The organism is Proteus sp. GOKU (assembly GCF_015475555.1).
Lineage (GTDB): Bacteria > Pseudomonadota > Gammaproteobacteria > Enterobacterales > Enterobacteriaceae > Proteus > Proteus mirabilis_B.
Genome location: NZ_CP034105.1, coordinates 3,068,378 through 3,092,647, shown reverse-complemented (window position 1 = coordinate 3,092,647; position 24,270 = coordinate 3,068,378). Strand labels below are relative to the sequence as shown.

Here is a 24,270-nt window from a genome sequence, read left to right as displayed (position 1 = left end):
TTTAATTAAAATTCTATTTCTCAAAACTCAATAAATAATAGCACAAAAGCCATCTTATTATAGGATGGCTTTTGTGTATTTAATGGCAGGATGTTGTACCTGTTATATGATTTATAGCACCGTTTCTAATCAACAGTCTCTGCATATCTTTAAGATTATTTTGGCAAGCATAGCTCAATGCACTGTGATTATAAGAGAATAATGATTTATCTTGTGTTGTAGTAACAAGATTAACATCTGCACCTTTAGAAATAAGGTATTTTACGGTTTCAAGACGATTATTGCTGGCTGCAATCATAATTAATGTTTCACCATCGCTTTCTACTCTTTGGTTATTGAGCTCGATATCGCTTCTCATTAGGTCGTGAATTTTTTTTACCACATTGACGTTATTTCCTAAGACTGCTGATTTAAAGACATTATAAACATCACCTCTATCCGTCGCCCAAAGGCTTGCACCTTGAGAGATGAGGTAATCTACCATCTCTTCATCACCAATAAACGCAGCCCATCCTAGTGCTGTTTGCTCTAAGCTTCCCGTGTCTTTTGCTTCAATATTTTGACCATTGGCGAGCATCTTTTTGACTTCATTTAAATCACCATGTTTTACAGCATCAAACCATAGTGCATTTCTGCCTGTACTTGGTGAAGTATAGAATACCCGATGTGGTAAACGTGATTTATTAGCCAACTCAATCATATCAGAATAATTTGATTTAAAAGATTGATACTCGGGTGGATTATTTTCATTAATAATCAATGCTTGTGCGCCAAAAGAAATCAATGACAATGAAATAACAAACATTTTTATATTCATTTAAACACCTTACAATCTAAATAATTAACAAAACTTATTACAATTAGTTTATTAAAAATTAATATTTATTAGTGTTGATAATTGAAACAGAATGTAATTAAGGTGTGTTTTAGTAATACGTATTTGTAATAAAGATAAATCTTATTAATTGATTTGTTTCTTTAGTGATTTAAAATACGTATTTTTACTTGTATTTTGTTGAATATAATGAGAATTATTCATTTTTAGTCATTATGTGATAATTTAATTGTGTCATGCACTGATGGTTTAATACTGTAATTTTATTATTATCTTCTTTTTTAGTTATTAATTTAAAAGCTATTTTGTAATAACTCGTTACTTTTTAATGAATATTTCTATCAGTATTAAAAATAGTGCAATTATGATTAATTTTTAACTTTTCAATATTTAATTTAATGATAGGTTATTTTGTCGATTTTATAGTCTTTTTCATCTATTGTTATTTTTGATTTTAATGTTGAATTATTGTTTTTAATTATAAATTCTTCATTTGATCTATAATTTGTTTCTGATTGAGAACCAGTAAAACTTATATTTAAACTAAAATTATTTTTTTTACTGAAAATATAGAGATTAGCAGAGGATAGTTTATAATCAGGATAGCGAATATCTCTTTTCTCATAATCAACTAATGGTAATTTGTTTTCTTTATTGTTCATGATTAAATATATTTCTGATTCTATTACCTTATTTTTATCATTTTGATATACAAGGTCTAATAAAATTTTGTATTCATTCTCATCAGGAAATGTAAAGTTTATTGAACCAATATTAGTTTTAGAAGATAAAATATCTTCTTGATTTAGTGTAATATCTGCAACTTTTATTGGTCTTGGCTGATTATTATAATAATTAATAACAGGTTCTGATCGAGTATTGTTAGATGGGCTTATTCTTTCATCTTCAGAGTCAAAAATTATTTTAATAAAATCTATAGGGCCAACAAAGATAGCTCCTCCATAAGGTGAACCCATAATACAACCACTTAATAAACTAACAATGGTAATAAGGATTAAGTTCCTTATAAAATACATATTTTTTCCTTATTTAGAACGTAATAACGAATATCGATTTAATAGTTGTTTAAAATGGTTATCTATTTGTTGATATTCATAGTCTGAAATTGCATTTTGTGTTGGTTGCTTTTCAAGTAAGCGTAACTCTTCCTCTAAAGGCTTAGCTTGGTTGAAATGTTGGCGAGCTTTAAAAATAATCGATTTTAATTCAGAGCCTGTTATGTAATTTTTAGGATTACCATCAAAGCTATCTAGCCTTTGGCTTAATCCGTCGAGTTCAGCCATCCCTTTAGACCATTGATTGAGTTGTTCATCCGTGGTGGCATTTATTTTTAGATTATTTCTCCAAAGCTGCGTAAATGATAAAAGCTCTGGATTATCTTCATACTGCTCACTTAAATAACTGATTACTTCAAGTCCATAACTCTGTGCCCATGTGGGAGAAAGTAACGCGAGTTCATCTAAACGTTGTTGTATCACATCAATCTGCTCAGAATTGAGTGTTTTTGTTATATTTCTACCATTTGCAGTTTGTTGTTCAATAAGAGAGCCTGCGTGGGCATTAATGGTTGGAATATAAGGAAAAGCATCTGTTAGATTGTTATTTTTTAATTCAGATAACCAAAAATAGAATAGGATAACGAAAAACAAACTACTGGTTAGTGTGCCAATTAAAATCCCTCGCCATAGCTCCTGTCGATATGTCTTTTTTATGGGAGGTTGTAATGAGATGGAAGAGGATATATAGGTTTTGGGTGGTGTAATACCTTTATTAATGTTTTTGGGCGTAGGTGATGTAGATAAAGTCGTATCGATAATTTGTGGTGAGATCTTTTCTTCTTTATTGAGAGTAGAGGATAGTTCAGGAGCGTTAAAATTATTATCTAATGTGTCTGCATTCTCTAATTGCCGCGCTTGAGCAATAACTAAGTTTTCTAAATAATCAAATTGAACGAGATGTTTAATTTCTAAAGTTTGAAGGTGATGATTGATATTCTTTAATAATTCTTCAATTTGATAAAGGATAGATAAGTCGGAATAAACAAAAGTTGTACCACGAATACCAGAGACTAGCTGTTGGCTTAAGGATGAAAGAATATTGATACGAGTATGTGTTTGCACTGGCCATAATGTTTGCCAATGTTGAGTCAATATATTATGAATAAGGTAAAGACCTTCATTTAGGCCATCAAGTCCAGCTTGATATTGACGACATATGACAAACCAAGAAGCGGTTTGAAGATCGACACCATTTTGATTAAATAAAGCGATACACAATTCATGGACATACTGCCAATTAATATCTGGGCGAGCTGGATGAAATCGTTTATCAAGTTCTTCTTTAATAGCAAGAAATTGATTAAATACACGAGGATCACCTCCAATTGAAAGTGAATCTAAGTAAGAATTCATAGTTGCCTCAAGTTAATTTAAGGTCTCAATAATATAAAAATAAATCTAAATAAAGAAAAAGTAAGAATAAATAGAAAGAAATAACATCATGATAAATAAAATTGTTTTTTTAAATGATGGAGAAATATTCTTCCATCAGGTGAAAACTCAGTACCATAACGTATAAGCCCTCTTTCATGTAATTCAATATCTAAAGAATAACACAATTTTCCAAATTCATTTTCAGGTAATATACCTAGTGTTACTGATTTTATTCTAGGTTCATATTTTAGTAATGTTGTTGATAATATAGACATTACCTTATGTGAGCTTCCAGGTAGCCCTTGAATTATTTTGCTCATATCAGGTAAACCATAATCAGGCAGATGTTTTAATGTTCCTGCTCGTGAATTTAATATTCGACGAATATTATCCATAACAGAAAGAATAACCTGATCTTCTTCTGATATAGAATCAACAGGTAGCCCACCTGAAAAATAACCCGTTAGCATTTCATAAAGAGATGGTTGTGGCATCGTTATTTTTTATCCAAAGATTGTAATGTAAGTGTATTTTCAGCAAGTTCAATTTTACGTGCTTTATCAGGATCGAGTTCATTTTTAGGAATAACAATTCGCCAGTTATTTTTAGCTTCATCTGGTGTGTGAAACATCGTGGCAATAGCGACAAATTCGGTTTCTTTCTCCATTGGCATATCTAAAGAAATAGATTCACCTGGTCGAATGCGTAAATCTTTTTGTGCTAATAAAGAGGATTTTAAAACATCGTTATTTTGATTAAATAGTGAGAGGTAATCACTATCATTAAAAGTATCTGCTGACTTTAGTTGGAATACTCGAACAATAACAGAAAGTGACGAACCATTATCATCGGTATTAAGTGCTTCTCTCGCAGTAAAATCTAAATGCAATATTTTGATTTGTTTATAAAAAATAGACTTAGTTAAAGAGACTGTACCATCACTGATGGTTTGAGTTAAACCGCAACCCGCGATTGCAAATGTTGCTATAAATAACAGTGCTAATCGGTGGGCACGAGAAAAAAATGTTTGTGATTTAAAATTGATAATTGCCATATTGATCACTTTTATAATGTTGAGTGCGAGGGGTTAGATATTGGTAAAAGCCAAGTCCAATGGTGATAAAAGACGCGGTTAGTGTTTCAATTTGGTTGTGAGGTCGCATGACGGCGGTTCTACCTAATTGCACACCTTGGTTTTTAGAGGTGCTCAATGTTGCATCAGGTAATAAGTTTCGAGGTAATGTTAAACGGAGCCGCGCATTAACTCTTGAGCCTAAATAAACACGAAGCAGTGCCATAAAGTCTTGATAAATACTGCCATCAGGTAACCAGCCTTTTGCTTCTTCCTTATTTTCAGTGTGTAGTTTTATTAATACTTGGCTATTTACATCAATAGCATAGCGACCTAAAACGGGCTTGTTTTCTAATGTTATCGGTTGTAAGCACGATATGATTGTGGGGGTATCTAGTGCAATTCTTCGAGGATCATGAGGCGCAATACTGACTTTCGTCGATGGTGCTAATAATTTTACTAATGCGCTAATGCCTTCGGCTGTACGTGTTGGTAAACGCAAGATCCCTAACAGTGCTAAAAATCGAGATAGGGGGGATTGCACATGATTTGCACAGCCCGGAATACCTAAACCAATTAAGCCATAAAGATATTGTGATGTTTTATCTGATCCGCCTTCCCCAAAGGTGGCGGGATAAGAGTATTTGCGCCAGATCCGATAAAACTGAGTCGTCAGGCGATGGTTAAAGATATCTAAAAAATCAGTGAGTGAATCCGTACCATCTCGGTATTGTGCAATATCGTCAAGGTAAGATGTTGGAAGTGGTGATGTGATACCATAAAGCCCCAAAAAGGTAGTATGTAAGCTTGGTATTGTGCTTTTTCGGTATTTATCTAGAGGATCAGTTCCTTTGAGTTCTGTCGCAGGAAAGCCCATACCACGATGTGGTCGAAAGCGAATAGGATCGGTTTTTGGATCATGAGAACTTCCTAATTCAGGTAATTCGGGGCTGGTTTTTTCAAGTAATTGACAAAAGCGATAGAAATTCACATAAGGTAATTTTTCGCCTAACGCCTGAATTAACGGGGTAGCTGTGGGTTGTGGCTTTCTTTCCATTGAATTCGTTTTCCTGTTGGCAAGATAATCAGTGTTAATTGATTAAAAAGATGAACATCGGCATAAAGTGCAAAAAAGCGGTTAAGCATTTCACCAAATAAATGAATATCACCTTCACCATTAAAACCATTGCTATCAATCGTGACTTCGATATCAATACCTCGTTGTAAAAAACCTTTTTCAAAGCGTTCAATTAAATGATGTTCAACATGAATAATGGCGTCGAGTTTTCGATGGTTCATATCATCATCTCGCCAATCATAAAGTGCGAGAGTGCCTCGTAGTACTTCAGCATTATCCATCATGTTAAGAAAGCTTGAACCTAAATGACTCAACACTCGCCAGTGGAAACGATCTTCTGAAGGAGGATAAAGAGGAAGTGTTGGCTTACATAAATTACATACAGTGAGTGGGATTTGTAAGGTTTGTTCTGTTCTATCAAGTAAGGTACTTTGCAGTGCTTTGCGCGGTAATTGCCCATTAGTACCCGTGAGTTGTAATGAAAGGGTTTCTGTCTGAGTTGCTAAAACAATCTCTTGTTTTTCTCCTCCTAATATAAGCCAAGTATCATGAAGCCCCGTAACACCACGCTTTACTCTGGTATGATAATAACGTTCAGGTGCATTATGCCGTAACATGCCTCCACGATGGCGAAAGCTGGTAAATGGTACATAAATCGCTTCATTTGTACGTTGAGAGCCATGTACGCTATCAACACTATAGATTTCAGTGTGTCCATCTTGAACACGACGCGGTCGTAATAAATATTCGCTTTCTAATCCATTAACAGTGAGTGGATCAGCTTCTATATTGAAAAGGTTAATAACCGGTACGCAATGTAAACGGATATTTTCTTCATTTAATGTAAGAGAGTTATCCCATAATGTATTGAGAACAAGATCTAATTCAAACTCAGATGTTTCTTCAGGAAAATGAATATCATCTAATCCATTAAGTGAAACAAACATAAACTTTTCACGGAAAGAAAAGTATTCAAGTAATAATTGATAACCACTAAATGTGGTATCTCCTTTAGGCCAAAGAGTGTCTGTATCCTGAAATCCTCCCGGTGAAAAATAGAGAGGGATTGCTATTCTATCTTTTGATTGAGGAAGTTTTAGATAAGTTTTTGCAACTTGTTTAGTTAATGCCAAATGCAGTGCATTGGTTGTCGGAATATCGCCAGATAAATAAAATGAGAGTTTATGAAGGCTAATTTCAGACCAATTAATCATTTCACTGCATTTAAATCTCAGTCGAATAATTGAACGACCATCGGGCTCAGTCGTTAAATTTACAGCGACAATTTTTATTGGATTGAGCGTTAAATCTTGAGTTGTTCGATAATGACAAATCGTTTTTTTAGGACCAATAGGGCGAGAAAGAACCTCAAATTGAGCAGGGATCTTATCTGCTATTTTCATTTTTTGAATATCTGGAGCCAATTCAACAATTGATAGTGAAGGGATTGTTTGTAAATAGTGAGGCCATAATAAGCTGACAAGACCTTCTGTTAATTCAGGCAAATCATCATCAATTTTTTGTCTTAATTGCCCCATTGAGAAAGCAAAGCCTTCAAATAAGCGCTCAACAAAAGGATCGGGCGTACCTGCTTTATCTAAATCGAGCATCGCAGCTCTATCGGGGTGTGCTTGTGCAAACTCTTTTGCAGCTTCTCTAAGATAGCGCATTTCTGCATCAAAATAGCGAAGGGTTAAATCATCCATTAATTTGATACCTTGATTTGTCGAGTAAAAGATTAAGAATATAAAATCGCAGAGCGAACGGGATCGATAGCGGTTAATTCACTGAGTAACAGTTCCATTTGTTGTTCTATGTGGGGTTTATCTGAGGTGTTACGTTGGATTTTTGCTCGGTAAAGATGAAGTTGTCGTGCTTTCACTTCAAAAATATAGTTAGGCTCCCATTGTGTTAATGACATTGAAAGCGCTTTTTTATCGAGTTCTCGTAATAAGTTTAATGCCAGATCGTGACGAGCAAATTGTTCTGCTACTCGCGCCATAACGAGGTTTAATAACCATTTTTGTCTTGAAGTGCTGATATCAGGACGGTGTTGTAGCCATTTTAGTGCAACCTCTATACCTTCATTATCCGCTTGTGTGATAGCCTCAGTTTCTAATGCCAATATCGGTTCATCTTCAGATTGGTGAGAGTAACTATTTGATAACCCTTGCATAGCATCAAAGTTTTCTTCCATAACATGTTGTTTTATCCAACTTAATGTCACTTCATCGGCAAAGGGCGTACCGTCTTCCCATGATAATTTTTCTAAATCAGGAAGGCGGGTAAGAAACTGTTTTAAATCGTTTTTTATAATGTCAGACCATGCATTCCAAGGAGCAGGTGATTTACTGAGTGCTTGATAGAGATACCATTGCACATCTAACCAAAAATGGTTAACACCTTCTGCAAAAAGCTTATCAGCTTGTTCTGCAAGTTCACCCCAACTTTGTTGTAAATAGAGACGTTTAAGCTGTGCTCTGGCGTCAGTTCTTGGCGGGGAAAGGCGAGTACAACCTTGCTGATCTTGTGGGGGAAGTTGATGAAGCGTATCCCATCTCACTACTTTCATTAATCTATGTCCTGCTAACCAGCCGCTAGGTTGATTGCGTAAGTAGTTAGCAAGCATTTTAGATTGATCTAATAATTCACGACCTGACTGTATTGTTTCTATTGGTGTGCTTTGTGATAAAGAAGAAGACGTTGAAGCCGAGTTATAAGTGGATTCATTTTTGCTGATATTTTGTGGTACTAATGAGCTTGTGCCACCAGATTGAGCAAGGCGTTTTTCGAGTGCTTGATGTAATCCTGCAAGCTGTGGTCTTTCAGCTTCATTCCATGTTTCAAGCTCCGCTTCAATAGTGGCTAATAAGGCGATAATACGAGAAAACTCATGATGATCGACTTCAGGATAAAGCGATAAGCTATCTAAAACGCGTTGCCCTGATAACCACTCTAAAGCAGATTTTCTACTCGTGGCTCGGCTAGGTAATAGCGTGTCGTGATAGCGAATAAGCAACCCACTTAAAAGCCCTAAAGAATCGGCAAGTCCGTGTTCACCTTCTTTGTGTAAGCGTGCCCAAATATAATAAGTCACCACGCGCACATCTTTGCAGGAATTGAGCAGTAATTTTTCAGCAAGTAAACAAATCAGTTCAGTATCAGCGCCAGAGAGTTTGTTGACTTCTTCTTTCATTCGCTCAAAGTCATCTTCATAACTGGGATCATCACCCACAGGTTGATTAGGGGTAATCGGTAATAACCAACGATCCCATAAAGCGATTTGTTGTTGAGCAAGTTGTTGCACTTTGTTTGTATCATCAGCAAAACATGATGAAATTAAGGTATCCAATAAGGACATAGTGAGCGTATTTCCTTTTGAGATAATAGAGAATGTGATTTTTATTTAATCTAAAAAAATCTTTTCTGGTAAAACAAAATTGCGCAATTGCAAGAGTACGATTGGACCCTCGCCCATTTCAGTTCTTAAGGTATAGTTTAGCGATTGCCCATTTAAGGTTTTCCAACTGACAGAGTAACTACTGGTGCTACCGGCATAAGGGGCAATTTTGGCATCTTCCAATAAACGAATAATGCCCCAGACGCCGCGATAATCACCATAAATACGTGTACCTGTATTGGTGGTGATCCAACTGAGTGATGCACCAGAGGCAACGGTATCTGCCGGCCAAACAAAGCGTTGCCATTGAGGTTGTTGGTTATCATAGATAAGAGATTGTTTATCTATCATTAGGTGGGTTTGCATAATGTCAGGTGATGTACCTGGGCGTAACTCAAAGTAAAGACGCGCTTCACCATTCGCAAAAACCACATCCCCTAAGTAGCTTAGTTTATCTAAGGCTTTTAAGAACTCAGGGTTAAAGGTTAAGCCTTGTGCATTGGTGGTATCGGGTACCCAGTGTGTACCTTCTTTATGCAAAACACCGTTAAGGTGAGTTTCAAGGAAGCGCTGAATACGACCATTATCAGGGCGTAGATATTGCGCCATTAAAGGTAATGAGATTTCACTTTGCGTATTTTTGAGTGGATAGCGACCACCAAATGCCATATTCCAGTCATTAACAACGGCATTTCGCCATTGAGTGTTAATACCTTGCGAAGTGGGCGCTAATAACTGTTGCCATGCTTGAGACATGGGTTGCACAAGCAATGTATCACCAAAGCTATTCCACTCTTGCCCAAAGCTTGCTGCAATCAAACTGCCGTAATCTCGAGTTTCTGATAAATCGACGGTTTTTCCTTCAAAAACACTTCGAGCCAATGCTTGAGACATGGCTTGTGGATCGGGGGCATTAACAACTTGTTGAAGTTTTAAGCGAACTCTAGTCACGCGTGTGAGGTAGGCTTGTAGGCTTAACGCATCACTGTTTTGCGCTGAAGATTGAGGATCGGTAAAGGCCAGTATTGGCGCAAAAACAGGCTCTAGAGGGCCGGTGAATTCTGCTTTTTGACTAATAACCGGTTGTTGTTCTTTGTTTAATAAATCTTTGGCTGAGTTAACAAAAGAGTCTGCTAGTTTTTCTTGTTGGCGACCTGTTTTACCTTGATAAGAAAGTGTATTCATTAAGGCAATAATAGGGGATTGTCTGACGTCGCTCATTAAAGTGAGTTGATCAATGGTATCGGAGAGACTTTGTGTTTCTCGCCACTGCAACCCATTGAGGAAGCTTAACCAACTGCCTGAAAAATCATTAAAATAGCGTTCTGTGAGATTTTGCTGGAGCTTTTCTGGTGAGATATCAATATCGGTCTCTTTTTGTGTGTCACTTAATACCCAATCTATTTCTTCGCGTCTCTCATGAACGGCTTTTTTAATCGCCGGTTCAATCGATTCTTCCCATGCTTTACGTGTAAAAATACCGGGTACCGTATCTGCTGAACTTAATAAGAAACTGACATCCGTATCACCAGTCATATCATCTAACGTCATATCCGCAAAGTTATGCTGTGCTTGTTGTAAGATTTTTTGGTACAGCGCAGACTCGCCATTACGTTGGCCAATTTGGCGAATAAGAATAGTTCGGCTTCCGGCAACTAACGTACGATTAGGCTTGATTGTCCATTCATTGTGATAAGGTAATTGAGAGGCATAGAAGGTTAATAATTCCGTTCCTAATGTTTGCCATTCTCCCTCTTTTAATCCGTTATATTCAGGCCAAATACTTAATGCACTTTCAGTGAAGAATGCAGGGTCAATACGGGAAGGATCACCCATCATCAAATAGGCTTTTAAGACTTGATATGCGGATTGAGCGCCTTCAATTCGTTCTGCACTTTCAGGCGGAAATTGCATAAACGCGTGAAGATAATTTTCAAGATGTTGTTGGGTTGAATCACGTAATAACGGCAACATGGATTGGCTATAAACCGGCCATAGATGACTAAGCAATGCGTTATTACTGCTTAATCCAAATCGTAACCAAAATGGAACAGAAGTTTTCTCTCGATAGCTTAATAAACCGAGTGTTTGTTGTAAGCCATATTGTGCCTGTAGGCGGGCAAATTCAGATTGATGATTGTCTGTTGCTAACTGCGCTTGTTGCTGGCTTTGGGTAATTAATTGGCGATTCATAAAATAAGAAACTACCATTCCAATTCCCCACAGCGTCATGGCAGTTGCGACGGTATATTGCAAAATACGTTTGGAGTTTAGACCTAAAGGCGATGCTTTTAACTGATAGGGCAGTTGTGAATTTGCGGTAATTAACGCTTTCCAATGGGGATTTGATGTCCACTGATTATTCTTTGATGAAGTTACAGACACATTCTCATAAATAGGTGTACTAAAGAGTACGCCAGCGAACGGCAACGAGTGATAACCCGATAAAAGCGGAGTCAAGTTATTGGCGAGTTTTTCACATCCTTCATGTTGAAGAAAACGCGCTAATGCTAGTAGGTAAGTGTGTGTTGGGTTATGCAAGACAGCGTGTGTGCCTTGTTCCATTAATGCGGGTAAAAGCGTTTTTAAGTCATTAGAAAGTATTTCAGACGTCGCTTTTAAAGGTGCTGAATAAAGGACTGTGGGGGCTTCATTTGTTGTTATTTCACCGTTATTACTGATATTCCAAAGCCAAATGGGGGCTTGCCAGCGTAATTGACGAAATAGCTGGTGGAAATAACGGCTAGCTGTATCTGTATTGGTCGGATTTAAGTGATTAAATAAGGAATGACCAAGCGGTTGTTGCGATAAGTTATTCTCTGACACCCAAATAACCGCATCGAGCGGACGACGTCGGCGCAGTTGTTTTAAATCTTGAATTAAATTTTCATCAATACTTTGATGGATATCGCCACCATAGATAAGCAATGTTCCATTGTTTTCTTGCCAGATATCCGTTGTTAGATTAGGAGTGAGTTTTTCTATAGAAGTCGAGGTGCCGATGAGGAGTTGGATTGATAATTTTGACTTGTAAGTGAATGAGTAATTTTCTTTTATATATTTATTCCAATCATTTACTCTGTCATTTAATTTATTTAATTTATTTTCTTTATCATTATCTTCAATATCCATAATTATATTGGGTTTAAAGTAACGAGAAAGGAAAAAAAGTACAACTAAAGAGAAAATAACAGAACCAATCATTAAGTACGATTGAGTTGCTGTTATGGATGTTTTATTGAAAATAATAAATAAAAACACAATTGTAGCTAATGAAATTATTGAAATAATGACAAAGAGTGAAAGATAGCGTGTTATTTTTGATTTCATTATAAATTCCATTTTTTGTTAAGCGTTTTTAAAAAATGAATTTTCCAGTAAAAATTAATATAAATTTTTTTAATTACACTAATTATTATGATAGTAAAAAGAAAGGAGGCTGACGTAATTATTATTCTTTCACTGTTAAATTCGATGTGGTCAATTATGTTATTAAAAATGACAGAAGTAAGAGCAAAAAAACTAACCAGAAGCGTACCTAGTGGAAATGATGGTTTTGGTATATTCAAGTAATGATTGTCAATGTGTGATTTTTGAACTCCTATTGTTTGGCAGTAATAGTTTTTATCTAATTTATAAAATAAAATCTGACTAGTATCTTTAAATTTTGATAAGTAAATGAGTGCCAATAAATGATATATAGATAATTCTTTATAATTATCTATATATTCATTAAAAAAGTAACCTTGAGTATAGGTTTCTAAAGATAATTGATAACTGTTTTCGCTTCTTAATTTCAATATGATATTATTTGAATTTTCCTTTTCAATATCAATGAAATTAACTTGTTTTATATCTTTATTCTGTTGTTGTTGGATTAATGACATTGTTTTAATATTTTCATCTATATTTTCCATTTTAAATGGCATTGGATGAAAAAGTGTCAAAAATTCTTTTTCTTTACTAGAGGAGAGTATAATTAAACTTGAAAATTCATTTTTTTCATTAGTGTTTAATGCATAATAATTTATTGAGAAAATAAGTGTGATTGATTTTTTATTTTTAATTACATTAAATTGATTGTCGTAATTTGGTTTGGCTTGAAAGATGATTTCATAATTAATTAGATAGCCATTTAGAAAATATTTTATTTTATCTTTTATAAAGTCACTCTGTTCAAATAAACTATTTATTATAACAAAATACTTTTCTTTTTTACTGATTTCTATATCTTTAATACTATTTGTTAAGAGTTTTACAATATAAAAAAATCTTTCTTCACCAACAATATCTTCTCTTTCTAAATCTATTAACTTACTGTTTGATTCTGCTTTCTCAAATAAACTTTCGTTATTGAAGTCAGAAATGGTTGTTAAGTTGTGAGATATTATATTTGAATAGATTAAATATAATTTATCTTGTTTGGATTTGATCCATTTAGTCAATAAATCTGCTTGCCAAAAGCACCAGTAAATATATAGTGTTTTTTTTATCTCCCAAAATAAGACATAAATAGACACTAAAAATAATGAAAAAAGAAAAATGATTGAAAATAATATAAATCCATCATCACTCGTAATATAGCTTCTAAAATCAATTTTTAACGAAAATTTTAAAATTAAAAAATAAACTATATTTATAAATATTATAAAGCTACTTAAAGTTAATAATGGGAATGGTTTTTTTTCCCAAGGTGGCGGATTGTGAGGAGGTATCCAATATTTCATTTATATTTCCATATCATTACAACTTGAATAAACAATAGATCCACATTGTGTTTTACAACCATCAAACACAATACCTTTACCATTCTCATTATAATGTGAACTACTTTCAATGATTTGATTATCCCCATGTAGAGGACATGAGACAATATCATAAAGAAGCGTAGCTTTTTTTCCATTAATAATAAGAGTAGAGCTCGATGATATTACGTGTCCTCCATGAGAGGTTGGATCACCTAATCGAATGATATTTTTCATTTTATTTTCTCTAAATAAATTATTAAATTTTTGATAAATCGGGATTGGATATTTCTTCTGGTATATCAGGAAGATCTAATTTTCCGGTTTTCACATATTCATCACCACCATTACTCAACCAGTCTGCTTGGCGACGTAATTCAGCCATCATTTCCGGGTTATTAGCTTGGGAACAATGCCCAATAGGTAAATCGAAGGCTAAGATTCGATGTAGTAAATGAACATTTAGAGGTAAAGTACCGTGATCATTAGGGCGGCAAATATAATCTCTTATACGTATTCTCATTTCATCCATGGTTTCATATCTTTTTGATACATTTTTCTCATTGGGTGTAGCTAGAGGGTCTTTCCTTAATTTATTTTTTTCTTTATCGGTTAATTCAACTAAGATCCGATTCTCATAAGAGTATAAATATTTTAGATAATAATATTCTCTAGTAACAGGTTCATATTGGTTATTTTTATATATAACACCTCCAAATTTTTTAGGAGGCTCATCACTATCTAAAAAACCAACATCGAAATTTTTTTGCTCATAATCCTTTATAGGAGTAGGAACTTCGGGTGCATTAATATTTAGAAACATATTTTTTTCAGGTTCAGGCCATACAAAACTATCTATTATGGCTGTTTTATTATCCCAAAATGGATAGCCATCTCTAAACCTTCCATTTTTATCTGTAAATACAGTAAAGATACCATTTTGAGGGTCGGGTTTTTCTCCACAAGGTGTATTGCGTGCTAACATGCGAACAAATAGAGTTTTACAAGAGGAGAATATAGGATGTGGCTGTGTTTGACCATGTTGTGTAATATTAGGAATAGCACTCCAACCAATTGATCCTAATGGAGATGAGCCCATGACTCTATCATGAGGATTACAATAAATATAAGTATTTCCATGGTTATCTCGTTCTTGAACTGTGCCACCATTCTCTATTTTTATACTATTAATTTTTTTTGATGGTGTTTCTACGTTTATTTTTCTACTTATCTCTGTATTAAAAGGAGTCCAATTTTTTCTTTGTTCAGTTAATCCAACAATTAAATTATTTTTATTATTTTTGAGTTTGTTTTTATTTTCTGCAATTTTATCAATGATCTTTTTTAACGTTGCTATTCTTGTATCCCTATCAATATTTTCACTTAAAGGATAGGAAAAAGTATTTAATGTTTTATCTTCTATGGCATAAGGTGAGTTTAATACAAATAGTGCATCTGGAGCTTCAATTGCGCAAGCAGCTAGTGCAATCATAGTACCTTGGCTATGAGAAACCACAGTGACGGTGTCATCTTTATTGTTCTTTCTTATTTGCGCTATTAATTTGGCTAGCCGCCCTGCTGCATGAGCAAAATATTGTCGAGATGGTGAAGACGTAAGTAAAGTATCTGTTTCAGGGTTAAATGCTTGAACATTAACTGGTATAGGAAATGGAGCAGGAAAAGGAATTGTTGCCCATAGCTTAGGCCAGCTACTAAAGCCATATTCACTCCATAAGCTTTTAAGGTGATTACAACCATTTTGGAATGGGCCACCTTCCCATAAAAATGGACCTTTATCTTTTAATTTTTCATAAATAAATATTTTACGTTTTTTAAATGAGAGTGATTGATATTCTTCAGCAATACGATATTTTTCTTTATCTTCTAATGTCCATTTATTTTGATCGGTAGAGCTATATTCTGGATTAACTATTGCGTTTTTTAATTGATGGTAACTTTCGCCCGCTATATTTTTTAAAGGTATTTTATAGTCATCCCATTTATCATCATCTGAGCGATATCCCCAATGAAAACGTATAATAGGGGAGTTTCCTAATTCAATTAACTCTCTTATAGGTTTTTTATAGATATAATGGCTATCATCAAGGTTATTTTCATCTAATATAAAAGTGGGTTGATAATACTTATTAGCTGTTAGTTTATAAGGTGTATTGGTTAAGTTTAATCTTTCATTTAATCCATTACATATATTTTCTTCCGCAGTGGAATACCATTCTCCTTCTGAATGAACACCATGAACAAGAATAATTATCCCAGGTAAATTAGGTTTTACATGTATTTCTCCACCGATATTTGTTGCATTTGTACAAGATTGCCAATAGTAAGAACCATCAAGACACATTTTCTCTTTTAACCAACGAGTAGTCTCTTTATTATCACCATTATTCATAAAAGTTTCCTTTATTTTGAAATAGGATAAATAGCTGGGTCACTACAATCAAAACGAGTTTGCTCAGAAGGTGTTTTTAAAGTAATGGATGGTGTTTCCTTATCGCCTACATCATCATGAATATAATTAGAGTCGGAAGGATCAAAATAGAATTTACGCCACCAAGGGGAATCAAGTTCATCATTTTGTTGTCTATAAGAAGACTTACCTAAATAGAAGCCATCTGATGTGACAATAATATCAAAATTAGCAGAGTAATATTCAGGATCATAAGTCGTAATACCAAAGCCGGCATTTGTAGGAGCAAATTTTTTTCCTCCATTTAATGTGACTAAAATAACATTGATGCATCCATATTTTGTTCCAACGCATTGACTATATCGGCTACTCAGTACGGAAGGAAAAGCGAAAGCATCATCTTTATCAGTTGACCAAATTAATCGGCCTTTATAGCGGCAAGCTGACGAATCCAGAATTTTTTGATGAATACCTTTTTGTGTATTGTTGTAGTAAGTCATTCCTCCTCGTTTCTGGTTATATTGTTCTAGTGTAAAAAAACGATGTTCATCAATACGATAAATAATACTGGGTGGTGCCAGATTTTTAGCTTCTTCAAGAATTGAATGTAGATGAACTAAATCATCTTCTAGCATTTTTATAGTGGCTTTTTCTTTTAATGATAAACAGCCAGAAAGTAAGGTGGTGCTAATAATAAAAATAAAAGGTAATTTAAATAAATTAATTAACATGGTTTATCCTTATTAATTATTAGCTTATTTCAGGTTTTTAATTTAAGTGGAAATTATTTTTTATTTAAAGGGTTTTTTATAATATCGGGCATCTCGAAAGGAGTTAATTCTCCACTTACCATATAATCATCTAAACCACTCTGCCAATCAGCAAACTTTCTTAATTTATTCATTTTTTCTGGAGATTTACCTGTTTCGCAATAACCAATCGGTAAATCATAAGCGACAACACGCGTTAAAAACTTTTCATCTTTAGGTAATGAACTATGGTCAGTGCCTCGTTGTATATAAGTACGAAACCGGTCACGACTCTCTTTCAGTGTTTCGAACCGATGAGTATTATTTTTTTCACCTGCATGAAGATTAGGATCATCGCCACGTGCTTTTTTCTCTTCATCAGTTAAAGATACTTGGATCCGATCATAATCATAAAAATCAATTAAATAATAATAGTCAGCATCAATAGGTTGATTTTTTTTCGGATGAACTTGACCAAACCCATAGCCATATAATCCTTTGTTTTCGCTTGCGGCTTCAAAATCAGTAATACCATTTGTATAAGTTTCATCAAATTCTAGCATTTCATTGCTTTGGATGGGGTTAGGTACTTCGGGGCCATTAATATAAATTTTGGTATTCTTATCGGGTTTGGGCCATGTCAAATAATGCTTGGGCTTAGTATTATTTTCCCAAAAAGAGGTTCCATCACAATATCGGCTTTTGTGATCACAAAAAATAGTACTTTTATTGGCATCTGTCGGTGAATCTGGAGGGCCTCCGCAAGGCATGTTTCTACCTAATATACGGACATATAACGTACACTCTTCTTGGCTCGTAAAAAATGGTGAGAAAGAATATTGTTTTGTTTCGCAATTAAATATATTAGGAATACCATTCCAGCCAATACTACGAAGGGGACCCGCTCCCATCACACGATCATGAGGATTACAATAAATATAGGTTCTTCCATGGTTATCTCTTTCTTGAATAAAATTATTTTCAGTTAATTTAACTGAGCTGTCTTGTGAGGTCGCATTGTTATCATTTACTTTTCGAATTTTATCTTTAGGTGACCAACTTTTTCCCTCCTCATTTAGCCCCACAACAAGGCCTTTATACCCACAGGGATGATTTTTAAGCTTATCTTTATTTTCAGCCACCTTATTAATAATGGCCTGAAGGGTAGCTTCTCGTTGTTCAGCATTAATTTGTTCACTAAGAGGATAAGAGACAGCATTTAATTTGTAATCATGTAAAGCATAAGGAGAATTTAACACAAAAAGTGCATCTGGTGCTTCAATGGCAGAAGCGGCTAAGGCAATCATGGTGCCTTGGCTATGGGAAATCACACTGATAGTATCATGAGAATTATACTCTCGGATTATTGCGATCAATTTCGACAGTCTTTCCACGGCATGAGCATAGTAATTGCGTGGAGGACTGTCTGTTAATAATCTATCTGATTCAGGATTAAACCATTGCAAATCAATAAAAGCAGCTACACTTCCAGAGAAACCGCATTCGCTCCATAAACTGAATAATTGATTAGTCCCATTTTGAAAAGGACCACCATTCCAATAGAAAGGACCATATCTTTGAGATAATTTTTGAGAAATAAATAAACTTTTTTCTTTAGCGCTAGTTAGTGGAAAGTATGGGTCATAATGATCTGTTTTGGGTACAGATAAGGTGGAGTATTCTTGATAACTTGCTTTAATAAAATCCTCTTCTTCTGAATTTTTATTATCATCTGGTTTTGTTATAATATTTTTTTTTAATCGAAGGTGACTATCTCCTTTTTTATTTTTTAATGGAATATTATATTTCCCTATTTCATTATCATTAGCGCGGTATCCCCAATAAAAACGAATAATAGGGGAGTTATTTGATTTTTTTATTTCGTGTGAGTTATATTCATTATAATATCGACTATCTTCAATATTGTTTTTATTAGCTTTAAATTCATTTTTATAATATTCATTAGGTATTAATTTAAATTCTTCAGGGAGATTTAATCGTTTATTGAGTCCTTCACATAAATATTCTTCGGCATCCTCATACCATTCCCCTTCAGAGTTAACTCCATGAACAAAAATAATAATACCGGGTAAATGGGGTTTAACATGAATTTCTCCACCGATATCAGAAGCATGAGTGCTTGATTTCCATTCTTGGGTACCATCAAGGCATTCTTTGGGTTTTAACCACCGGGTTGTTTTTGTATTATCTTGGCTCATCACGTTTATCTTTTAAATAGAATAGAGAAGGGTGAGTATTAAAATAAATTTATTTTACTAACTGATAATCTACGCCATAGTCACCTAACTTTGACATTGGGGAAATAGAGGGATCACTGCAATCAAATTGAGTTTGTCCTGATGGAGTTTTTATTTCATAGGAAGGGGCTTCTAACGCATAAGGCTTTGATATTCTATTTTTTATATCCTCATTTGTATCATAAGAGTATTTTTCCCAATATAAGTCACTTAATGGTTCTTTTTGAGGAGGGGGAGCATAGCCTTTTCCGATATAAAAGTGATTATCTGTTACCACAAGGGTAAAATATTCAGTCTCTTTCACTGGGTTGAGTGTTTTATTGCCCAGAGGCATAACTACAGGCATGAATTTCCCTTTAACGTACTGTAGAATCGAGCTTTGGCAGGCATCTCGACGTCCTGCACAACCTTCCCAATTACTATCCACAGCAGGAAAAGCAATATACTCATCAGATTGTGCAGCCCAAATTAGTCGTCCACGAAAGTTACATGCCGAACCGTTATACACTTTAAAGTGAGCTTGAGTTTGTGTGTTGTTATAAAACGTATAGCCTTCGCGTTTTTCATTAAATTCTTCGAGGGTAAAAAATCGATGGTCGTCAATGCGGTAAATAACCACTGGAGGCTTAAATGTTTTTCGTAACTCTTCTAATTGACGTTGCTGTTCAATCTTATCTTTTTCCGCTTTAATTGCGGCTTTTTCTTTTAATGATAAACAGCCAGAAAGTAAGGTGGTGCTAATAATAACAATAAAAGGTAATTTTAATAATTTAACGAACATGGCTTATCCTTATTAATCATTATGCTGTTTTTATTTTACCGTTGTTTTTGTGTGGCTTAATTAATGCACATTTGTTTTTTTAATAAATGGAGGGTATTTTTCTGGCTCATTTTTTTACCTTTTATTTTTTAATGAATAATAACAATATAAAAAAGAAACTCTATTTTTTAATTCTATAATCTTGCCCATAGTCACCTAACTTTGACATTGGGGAAATAGAAGGGTCACTGCAATCAAATTGAGTTTGCCCTGAAGGAGTTTTCATTTCTGGATTGGGCGCTTCTAATGTATGAGGTTTCGATGTATTATTTTCCACTTCTTCGAGTGTTGGGTAAGGGTACTTATCCCAAGATAAGTTACTTAATGATTCTTTCTGAGGAGAAGAACTGTAGCTTTTTCCAATATAAAAATGGGTATCTGTCACCACAAGGGTAAATTTTCTCATTTCATTAACGGGATTAAGTGTTTTATTACCCACCGGAGTAATTAGTGGAACCAGCTCACCTCTATAATAGCGTAAAATCGAGCTTTGGCAGGCATCTCGACGTCCTGCGCAGCCATACCAATTGCTGGCAGTCGCTGGAAAAGCAATATAGTCATCCTGTGTAGCCGCCCAAATTAAACGTCCATGAAAATTACATGCTGAACTGTTATACACTTTAAAATGAGCTTGAGTTTGTGTGTTGTTATAAAACGTATAGCCTTCGCGTTTTTCATTAAATTCTTCGAGGGTAAAAAAGCGATGGTCATCAATACGGTAAATAATCACCGGAGGCTTAAATGTTTTTCGTAACTCTTCTAATTGACGTTGCTGTTCAATCTTATCTTTTTCCGCTTTAATTGCGGCTTTTTCTTTTAATGATAAACAGCCAGAAAGTAAGGTGGTGCTAATAATAACAATAAAAGGTAATTTTAATAATTTAACGAACATGGCTTATCCTTATTAATCATTATATTGTTTTTATTTTACTGTTATTTTTGTGTGGGTTAGTTAAGGTACTTTTTGTTTTTTAACAAATGGAGGGTGTTTTTGGGCACATTTTTACCTTTTGTTTTTTCAATGAATAATAAGAATATAAAAAAGAAACTCTATTTTTTAATTCTATAATCTCGCCCATAGTCACCTAACTTTGACATCGGGGAAATAGAGGGATCACTGCAATCAAATTGAGTTTGTCCTGAAGGAGTTTTCATTTCTGGATTGGGAGCTTCTAATGTATGGGGTTTCGATGCATTATTTTCTACTTCTTCGAGTGTTGGGTAAGGGTACTTATCCCAGGATAAGTTACTTAATGATTCTTTCTGAGGAGAAGAACTGTAGCTTTTTCCAATATAAAAATGGGTATCTGTCACCACAAGGGTAAATTTTCTCATTTCATTAACGGGATTAAGTGTTTTATTACCCACCGGAGTAATTAGTGGAATCAGCTCACCTCTATAATAGCGTAAAATCGAGCTTTGGCAGGCATCTCGACGTCCTGCACAACCTTCCCAATTACTATCCACAGCAGGAAAAGCAATATACTCATCAGATTGTGCAGCCCAAATTAGTCGTCCACGAAAGTTACATGCCGAACCGTTATACACTTTAAAGTGAGCTTGAGTTTGTGTGTTGTTATAAAACGTATAGCCTTCGCGTTTTTCATTAAATTCTTCGAGGGTAAAAAATCGATGGTCGTCAATGCGGTAAATAACCACTGGAGGCTTAAATGTTTTTCGTAACTCTTCTAATTGACGTTGCTGTTCAATCTTATCTTTTTCCGCTTTAATTGCGGCTTTTTCTTTTAATGATAAACAGCCAGAAAGTGTCGATGTAGACAAGAGTAAAATAAAAAAATAGGATAACTTGTATCGCATTATTCATTTTCTCCATAAGGTAATAATTTAATTAGAATATCGTTTATTGCATTAGAATTTATACGAGTTGTTTTACCTTCGGAGTCAGAAATGCCTTTTATAATTTCGCCACTAGGTAATGTAATTTGATAACGCTGATTAGCAATCGGTTCTCCCGAAAGTGGGTTTTTAATAACGAACCATTCACTAAATTCTTCTGGTGAAAAAGATTTCATGGCACTTTCTACACTTTGTGGACCTAATTTTTGAATGCCATTATTTTTAATTAATAACTTTCCAGGTCCTCCAATTTCCACATTACCATCTTTAATTCGTATATATCCACCACCACAAGATAAGAGTAGTTCCTCTTGAGCTGATAACACCATTTTTTTACCACTACTTATTATTGAATCTTGTGTAGACCATGTTGATAGCCGACCATCTTGTGCTTGAATTTCAATGTCACCAGTTTTGGTGAAAATTTTTGCTCCCATTCTGGAAAAAAAACTCATCATTTCACCAGCAGCTAACGTGAATTTTTTAAATGCACCAATATCAACTTGTTGGCTTGCTGTTAGAGTGAGATTTTCTTCAGCCGACAGTTGTAAATTATCGCCACTGGTTAGTGCTATTCCGTCAGGGGCAGTGGCTAAGAGCACTGATTTTTTTAATTGGATTAATTTTTTTTCTAGGCTTTCTTGCTGTTGCTGGATATTAGAAGCGAGAGCACTAGCATGTTCTGCACTTTTGGTTAGAGTTTGCATTTCTATTAATGCAGCAGTGAGTTGTGACTGCGCCTCCTCCATTGCCAGCACTTCACCACCTGCTTTGGCTTGATTATCTGCACTAATAAACAATCCTTTACCTGCTCTTATTGCTCCCCAACTATCAGTGCGTAACTCAAAACCTTCACCACGTTTATCACGATTGGCATCGACAATATGACCTAAATTTAATTGAGATTTACCCCCATATTCGGTACTGAGTTTAATATGCTCTTCACCGCGTTTATCTTCCATTCGCAGCTTATTATTTGCAGGAGTACGAATAACATTACGTGTATTGTTTCTATCCGTTACATGATCGGGATGGCGAGAATCATGCAATGCATGGGCGATATAAGGTCGGTCTGGGTCGCCCTCATGAAAGGCGATAGCGACTTCAGTACCTTGAATTAACGGAAAATGCATCCCATAGGTATCGCCCGCATAAGGTTTTGCCAAGCGTACTGGCATACTTTCATAGCCCATGGGTTTTTCATCACGGTCGGCATCAAATTTTACCCAATAAAAACCGTGTTCATTTTGGTGAGCGTAAATATCGTTATCTTTTGCACTAGTAATACGCGCAGTCAGTGTGCCTGTAATAATTGGACGAGGTTTAACAACTGGACGCCAGCATAGTGTTTCACTGTAAGGAATGGCATTAAATCGTACTTGTAGTGCTTTTTCCCGACCACCACTAAAGCGTAGGCGAGTGATTAAAATAGGTGATTGAAACACAGACGGTAATGATGAAGGTATTGCGTTATCAGTGATAGAAAGCACTTGGAGCGGTGATAAAAAGTCGGCATTACTTTCGCCTTTTAAGCGCATTTGTCGAGTCAGAAAACGTTCATGATCGAGTCTTGCCCAAAAGTTAGCAGTTTCTGCTTCAGGTGTGAGTTTATCGCCACGAGTAAGATGTCTTGCTTGGTAATGATAAACTTCACCATAGTGGATTTCATCACCTTCACCACGTGTCATATCAGCAACCGCAGATAATAATGTGTCTTGCGCTTGTCGATGGTTATAGTCTTTTGTTAATACATTTTGCTCGACAACTTGATGGTGTAATGATAATCCCCACACACTTTCTTGGTGGTTATCGTTCATACCGGAAGGGCTATTGAGAGGTAATGTTTTATCAAAGATATAAGCACTTTGGCGATCGGCAAAATGGATAACTTCAGTTTGTGTTTGGTCTTGCAAATAGAATGAGTAAAAAATACCGACTTCACTTAATAGTCGTTCTATAAATTGACGATCACTTTCATTGTATTGATTAATTTGCTCGCGTTTGGGATATTCATTTTTAAGTGTAAATTCAAACTCCCAATCTTTAAAATTATGTTCACGTAAAATTTGGCTTACAACATCGGGCACAGATTGATTGAGAAAAAATCGATGAGAGCGGATTTGATGACGTAATAATGCAAAGACAGGCTCAATAACGAGTTGATAACGCGCTTCATCCACAGATCCTGATAAACGCCGAAATTGTGTGATAACACCATGAACTTGTTTGGTGATAGGCTCTTGCGTTGCCAAAGCGGTAATACTGTTAATTGGCGGTGTAAAAGATAGGGTTGCACTACGACGCAAGAGTTGTTGTGGCTGTAAATCTTGAGCTTGGCAAGTAAAGGTAATTTGATAATGGTAGGTATCACTTATTGCTTCGCGTCCGGTGAAGTGTTCTACATCAAATAAAACATCACATCCTTGTACATTAAGATGATAGCGATTTTGTCCATTAAGTAGAGTCTGAGTTGTTTTTTTTAAGTTCATAGCTGAATTATATAAACACATCCCGTTTGTTTATTATTAACAAACTTTCGGTGTTTATCCTTGTGAAGGAGTTTTAATTGATATAA

General features: G+C 34.9%; 18 protein-coding genes. All 18 read right to left on the bottom strand.

All coding sequences use genetic code 11. The annotated features are described in order from the left end of the window. Positions 1-79: 79 nt before the first annotated feature. Positions 80-817, bottom strand: coding sequence for an ankyrin repeat domain-containing protein (locus EHE21_RS14260; RefSeq protein ID WP_194951016.1), 738 nt, complete (start codon positions 815-817; stop codon positions 80-82). Between the two features lie 413 nt (positions 818-1,230). Continuing rightward, on the bottom strand, positions 1,231-1,812 hold the full coding sequence (locus EHE21_RS14255) for a hypothetical protein (RefSeq protein ID WP_194951015.1): 582 nt from the start codon (positions 1,810-1,812) through the stop codon (positions 1,231-1,233). 69 nt (positions 1,813-1,881) lie between these two features. Further along, a complete protein-coding gene (locus EHE21_RS14250) occupies positions 1,882-3,267 on the bottom strand; it encodes a VasL domain-containing protein (protein ID WP_194951014.1) in 1,386 nt (461 codons plus the stop codon). Between the two features lie 86 nt (positions 3,268-3,353). After that, positions 3,354-3,782, bottom strand: a complete 429-nt coding sequence (gene tssE / locus EHE21_RS14245) for a type VI secretion system baseplate subunit TssE (RefSeq protein ID WP_088494841.1) — start codon at positions 3,780-3,782, stop codon at positions 3,354-3,356. Positions 3,783-3,784: 2 nt separating this feature from the next. Next, the gene (tssJ, locus tag EHE21_RS14240; protein ID WP_194951013.1) at positions 3,785-4,342 is read right to left on the bottom strand and encodes a type VI secretion system lipoprotein TssJ; all 558 of its coding nucleotides are present in this window, start codon (positions 4,340-4,342) and stop codon (positions 3,785-3,787) included. Then, complete coding sequence (gene tssG, locus EHE21_RS14235; RefSeq protein WP_194951012.1) at positions 4,323-5,417, bottom strand: type VI secretion system baseplate subunit TssG; 1,095 nt, start codon at positions 5,415-5,417, stop codon at positions 4,323-4,325. Before tssG ends, tssJ begins: the two co-directional genes overlap by 20 nt. Further along, complete coding sequence (tssF, locus tag EHE21_RS14230) at positions 5,381-7,144, bottom strand: type VI secretion system baseplate subunit TssF (protein WP_194951011.1); 1,764 nt, start codon at positions 7,142-7,144, stop codon at positions 5,381-5,383. The genes tssG and tssF overlap by 37 nt, the downstream gene beginning before the upstream one ends. Positions 7,145-7,176: 32 nt before the next feature. Continuing rightward, complete coding sequence (gene tssA, locus EHE21_RS14225) at positions 7,177-8,799, bottom strand: type VI secretion system protein TssA (RefSeq protein ID WP_194951010.1); 1,623 nt, start codon at positions 8,797-8,799, stop codon at positions 7,177-7,179. A gap of 45 nt (positions 8,800-8,844) precedes the next feature. Then, positions 8,845-12,168: an ImcF-related family protein gene (locus tag EHE21_RS14220; RefSeq protein WP_194951009.1), complete on the bottom strand. Its 3,324-nt coding sequence runs from the start codon at positions 12,166-12,168 to the stop codon at positions 8,845-8,847. Then, positions 12,168-13,565 (bottom strand): hypothetical protein, encoded by a 1,398-nt coding sequence (locus tag EHE21_RS14215; protein WP_194951008.1) that lies wholly within the window; start codon positions 13,563-13,565, stop codon positions 12,168-12,170. The genes EHE21_RS14220 and EHE21_RS14215 overlap by 1 nt, the downstream gene beginning before the upstream one ends. After that, a complete protein-coding gene (locus EHE21_RS14210) occupies positions 13,566-13,820 on the bottom strand; it encodes a PAAR domain-containing protein (protein WP_166539674.1) in 255 nt (84 codons plus the stop codon). It abuts the gene before it with no gap. A 22-nt stretch (positions 13,821-13,842) separates the two neighbouring features. Next, a complete protein-coding gene (locus EHE21_RS14205; protein WP_194951007.1) occupies positions 13,843-15,993 on the bottom strand; it encodes a hypothetical protein in 2,151 nt (716 codons plus the stop codon). Between the two features lie 11 nt (positions 15,994-16,004). Further along, the gene (locus tag EHE21_RS14200) at positions 16,005-16,742 is read right to left on the bottom strand and encodes a hypothetical protein (RefSeq protein ID WP_194951006.1); all 738 of its coding nucleotides are present in this window, start codon (positions 16,740-16,742) and stop codon (positions 16,005-16,007) included. A gap of 53 nt (positions 16,743-16,795) precedes the next feature. After that, positions 16,796-18,979, bottom strand: a complete 2,184-nt coding sequence (locus EHE21_RS14195) for a hypothetical protein (protein WP_194951005.1) — start codon at positions 18,977-18,979, stop codon at positions 16,796-16,798. 49 nt (positions 18,980-19,028) lie between these two features. Further along, the gene (locus EHE21_RS14190) at positions 19,029-19,799 is read right to left on the bottom strand and encodes a hypothetical protein (RefSeq protein ID WP_194951004.1); all 771 of its coding nucleotides are present in this window, start codon (positions 19,797-19,799) and stop codon (positions 19,029-19,031) included. A gap of 160 nt (positions 19,800-19,959) precedes the next feature. Next, positions 19,960-20,730: a hypothetical protein gene (locus EHE21_RS14185; RefSeq protein ID WP_194951003.1), complete on the bottom strand. Its 771-nt coding sequence runs from the start codon at positions 20,728-20,730 to the stop codon at positions 19,960-19,962. Positions 20,731-20,888: 158 nt separating this feature from the next. Beyond that, complete coding sequence (locus tag EHE21_RS14180; protein WP_194951002.1) at positions 20,889-21,656, bottom strand: hypothetical protein; 768 nt, start codon at positions 21,654-21,656, stop codon at positions 20,889-20,891. After that, the gene (locus EHE21_RS14175) at positions 21,656-24,184 is read right to left on the bottom strand and encodes a type VI secretion system Vgr family protein (protein ID WP_194951001.1); all 2,529 of its coding nucleotides are present in this window, start codon (positions 24,182-24,184) and stop codon (positions 21,656-21,658) included. Before EHE21_RS14175 ends, EHE21_RS14180 begins: the two co-directional genes overlap by 1 nt. Between the last annotated feature and the right edge of the window lie 86 nt (positions 24,185-24,270).